Genomic DNA, 4,254 nt, shown 5'->3' with positions numbered 1-4,254 from the left:
GCGGAAATCGTGGTCATCTGGTCTTTCCTTTCGTGTTGCGGCGGGCGGTTCGGGTCTGGTGCCTTCTTCCGCCGATGGGCTGCGCCTCGCCGGTCTGGTCTGACGAATACGCATGTATTCGGCGGAACAGAGTGGGGAGGGCACAGCCCGACCCACGGGCCTGACCGAGACTGTCAATCGGGCGGAGGCGGGGGGTGGTGCGGCCCGCAGCGCAGCGAGGACACGGCCCCCGCCGGAGCCGACACGCGCAGCGCGGCGCTTGCCGATTGACCGGCTCGGGCAGGTCTGTTGGGCGGAAACACGAAAAGGAAAAACCGCAGGGCGGGGGTGAGCGCGGCCCCTCGGGCCGCGTCGATCCCCCGGCCTGACCTTCGGATCAGACAGGAGCCGCGCCGCGCGCGGCTTGCCCTCGATCTTCAGGACGGTGGAGCTGGTGATGCGTCCTGCAGGAAGATCCCGGGCGCCGCGCAAGCGATCGTCACCCGCAGGGCCGAAACTCGCCGCACCTTCGACCATTCGCGCGGCGCTGGCGCTGGCTCGCAGAGACAGTGCCGGTGCCTCTCGGCGCGAAGGGAGAAGGGGCGAGCGAGGTTCGGGGCGGAGGCCGGTGCAGCCGGCCGGAGCCTAGAGCGCGGTCACTCGGGCAGGAAGGTCCAGGGCGACAGCCCTAGACCGCACGGCACGAGGGATGCGCCATGAACGCAGGGTTGAGCCGAAACGGTCGGTAATTATAGAACCGCGCCGAGATCAACTTGCATAGAAACAACGGGATTCAGCCGATGGACGCTACATCCTACAATCTGACTATGATCGTCTTGGCGGTCCTCGCGCTTCTGGGCATCGCATTCCTGATGCAAAAGGGGCCGCAATTCGCGCCGCCTTTTGAGCGCAGGCCCTTGATGAACAAGACCGAGGAACGGTTGTTTAAGATGCTTTGCGGGGAACTTCCCTCCGACTGGACCGTGATGTGCCAAGTTTCCTACGGAGCATTCCTGAAGAACCGAAGCTATGGCCGGTATATGTCGCTGAACTCAAAGCGGGCCGACTTTATCGTGCTCGACCCAAGTTTGGCGGTGGCGGCGGTGGTAGAATACCAAGGCGGGGGCCATTACGGAAACACCCGACAAAGCCGCGACCGCGCGGAAAAAAGCGACAAGATCAAGAGACACGCACTTTCTCAAGCCAAGATCCCGCTTTTCGAGTTTCCGGCGAAGTTCGAACGCGATTACGTCATATCATTGGTAAAAGCTGTCGATGGGTCCGACAGTGAGCCAAAAACAGGACCTACCCCGACGCTCGGCGGGGTAAGGCGGTAGGACTCTCGCCCGCTGCCCTTCAACACGCCATGCCGCGGAGCGGCCCCCGCGCGGGCAGCGCCGGACCTAGCCTGCGTCGAACCCTTGGTTCGGCGTGGGCCGGGTCAATTCGAGGCGGCCGCCATTTCCTGCGTGAACGCTTCAAGGGCGATGACAGTGGCATCATATGCGCCTTTGGCCTTCGGATGCTCGGCCTGCATTTTGCGATAGAAGGCCAGCCATTTCGGCAAATCCTCGATGGGATAGGTGTCGGACCAAATGCGGCCCTTCATCGAGAAGGTGCGGGCGGTGTGATCGTAGGTGACTTTCATGGTCGATGCTTTGGCGCGAGCCGTGCGATCTCGCAACAAAAAAGCCGCCCCCGAAGGGACGGCAGGTTAATCCTCACCACAAGGAAAAGGTCACGCCAGAGGGCCGGATTTCAGGGACAGCCCATGATGCTTGACGGGAGTGTGAATCCCTCAAGCCAGCTTGGGCCTTGTGTGTTGCGGAGCCGATGCAGCGGCGCGGGCGCGGTGGCGCATTGCCACTCGATGCCCAGATATTCCTTCCAGTCCTCGCCGTATCGGACGGCATAGGCACGGAGCGCGGCAATCTGCTCGGCGGAGATGGTTTTGAGGTGATCGGGTTGATCGGCGGGGCGCAGGCGGGTTGTGCCGCACCCTTTCAACAGGGCGGAGGTGGCTTTGTCCTCTGCGTCCCTGAACGGCAGGGGTTCGCTATGCAGATCGGTCCAGGCGGTGCCGTTCCAGTAGGTCGCGATATAATGCTGCATCTGTTTCGTCCCGAAATGTAAGGGGGTGAGGGGCGGGCGTTCCGCCCCTCGATGGTGTCAGGCGCAATCCGGCACCCATTCCGCGATCTTGGCGGCTTGGGCATCGGTCACGGGCCATTCGCTGCCCTTCGGATCGGCAAAGATTGCCTCCATCGCTTCGGCCTTCGCCCCCTTCTTCAAGCTGCGGAAGGATTTGAAAGCGGGGCTGTCCTCGCCAAGTTCCAGAAGGTCTTTGAACAGGCCGTCCAGCGTCCCGCCCGAGACGCGCCCGAAGAAGTTGGCGGCGGTCGGCGTCCAGACGGCGCGGATGGACGCGCCCGCCTCGTCCTCAAGCCGCTCGAACAGGGGGAAAGCATCGCTGATGCCGCAGCCGTAGTTCAAGGTCCGCGCAACGGCCTCCGTCAGCGCCGCGTTGCGGTGCTTCTGGCCCTTGGCGCGGAAGTCGGCAAAGGATCGGGCGAGGTCGATGTTGCGTGTGCTTGCCCGCTGGTTCAGGCGCGGGTCCAGTTCCAAGCCGTCCTCCTGCGTCGGAACGATGCTCGGCGTTCCAGTGCGAACGTCCAAGATGCTGTGATAAAGCCCCGCGTCCGGCGAAAGCGCGAAGGCCAGCAGGTCCAGAACAAGGCTCGGCTTCGACAGAAGGGCGGTCTGCGCGGCATTCAGGCGGACAGCCTTCATGTCCTCGATCAGCTTGGCGCTGTAGGGGCCTTTCTCGGCGGTCGCGCCGCTGTCCATGCCGTCGCGGGGCGCGTCGATCACGCCCGCCTCGGCGGCGGTGGCGGCATCCTCGCGGCGGACATAGCCAAGTTTCGTGCAAGCCTTGCCGTTGCTGTCCACATAGAGCCATGCCCCACCTTGGGACATTTGCTCGGGGGTGAAATAGTCAGCCGTTTTGGCTTCCAGTTCCTCCATGCGGGCTTTGCCTGCGTCGTCCAGCACGTCGCCGTTTGCCAGTTCCGCCAGTTCATCCCATTCCTCGGCCTCGTCCTCGGTCAATGGCTCCGACATGGGCGCAATGCGGATCAGCTTGTCGGTGACGGCATAGGACAGATACGACTCGTCGGCCTCGATCTCGACCCACTTCCACCCTGCGGCTTTCAGGTCTGCGGCTTCGGCCTGCAACTTCTCGTCAAACAAGCGCAGCAGCAAAGTCGGCTCGTTCAGATACACCTTTTCCGAAAACAGGTCGCGGGTCAGGGTGCCGCCGTCGGCTTCGTAGGTTTCCAGCCCGACGAACAGGGCGCGGCGGTCGGTATGTTGAAGGCTGTCGGGGGTCAACATGCTCTTGATCTGGTGTTCGCTGTAGTAAGAGTGCGCCTTGGCGCGTTCCAGAATAGCAAGCGTCAGCGCCTCGTCGTTCGACACGGTAAAGGCGGTCGCAATCGCAAGACTGATTTCCTTCGCGGCCAGCGCGTCCAGCACGGGGGCGGGCAGATCGGCCAGTTTCAGGCGGCGGTAAACGTGCGCCTCGGTCACGCCGAACGCCTTGGCGATGCTGTGCGCGAGTGCGCCCGCGTCCCGCATCCGGCCATAGGCACGGATTTCATCGGCGGGGGCGAGGGCTTCGCGGGCGGTGTTCTCGGCGTTCGCCCATGCTTGGGCGGTCATGGCGTTCGGGGCAAGGCGGACAGGCACCATCGCCAGCGACGGGTTCTGCTCGGCGGCGATGCCAAGGGCGCGGAACCTGCGCCCCCCCGCGACGATTGCCACGCGGCCCGCGTCGTCGCGAAGGCCCGCAAGGTTCTGCACCAGTCCGCAGGTCAGGATGCTTTGCGCCAGCAGCGCGATCCCTTCGGGGTCGGCCTCTTGGCGCGGGTTCAGGTCGGACAGGTAGAGGTCGGACAGCGGCACATACTCGATGACGGCGGCGGCGGTGTCGGTGTTGGGCTTCATGTTCATGGGTTTTCTCTCGTGGTGACTTGATCGACGTTGCGATCATGGGTTAGGGTTCGGGTGTGCCGCCCCGAAAGGGACGACACGGGCAGGGTCACATGACCCCGTGTTGCGTCAGGAAGCGGCGTCCGATTCCAAAGTCATCGCCCTTCCTGACAAGCGCCCACGCTTCCGCGATGCGCTGTGCCAGAACTTCCATTGCCATTTTCTCACCCCCTTTCTCTGGTGCAGGACGGTCGGGCTTTCCCCCTTCCGCCGATGGGCTGCGCC

At 63.7% G+C, this 4,254-nt stretch carries 4 protein-coding genes; 1 reads left to right on the top strand and 3 read right to left on the bottom strand.

The features are described from left to right. Positions 1-779 precede the first annotated feature (779 nt). Entirely contained in the window at positions 780-1,316 is a 537-nt protein-coding gene (locus tag CDV49_RS19550) for a DUF2726 domain-containing protein (RefSeq protein ID WP_088216956.1), read from the top strand. 104 nt (positions 1,317-1,420) lie between these two features. Here the strand turns inward: CDV49_RS19550 and CDV49_RS19545 are convergent, their stop codons facing one another. The 3 genes from CDV49_RS19545 to CDV49_RS19535 all read right to left on the bottom strand — a co-directional run bounded on the left by CDV49_RS19545 (position 1,421) and on the right by CDV49_RS19535 (position 3,990). Further along, a complete protein-coding gene (locus CDV49_RS19545) occupies positions 1,421-1,627 on the bottom strand; it encodes a hypothetical protein (RefSeq protein WP_088216955.1) in 207 nt (68 codons plus the stop codon). Positions 1,628-1,737: 110 nt separating this feature from the next. Beyond that, positions 1,738-2,091, bottom strand: a complete 354-nt coding sequence (locus CDV49_RS19540) for a hypothetical protein (RefSeq protein WP_088216954.1) — start codon at positions 2,089-2,091, stop codon at positions 1,738-1,740. Positions 2,092-2,148: 57 nt separating this feature from the next. Continuing rightward, entirely contained in the window at positions 2,149-3,990 is a 1,842-nt protein-coding gene (locus tag CDV49_RS19535; protein WP_088216953.1) for a ParB/RepB/Spo0J family partition protein, read from the bottom strand. Between the last annotated feature and the right edge of the window lie 264 nt (positions 3,991-4,254).

The organism is Haematobacter genomosp. 1 (assembly GCF_002196855.1).
Lineage (GTDB): Bacteria > Pseudomonadota > Alphaproteobacteria > Rhodobacterales > Rhodobacteraceae > Haematobacter.
The sequence above is the reverse complement of the archived record's forward strand: the minus strand, read 5'-3'. Positions and strand labels throughout refer to the sequence as shown.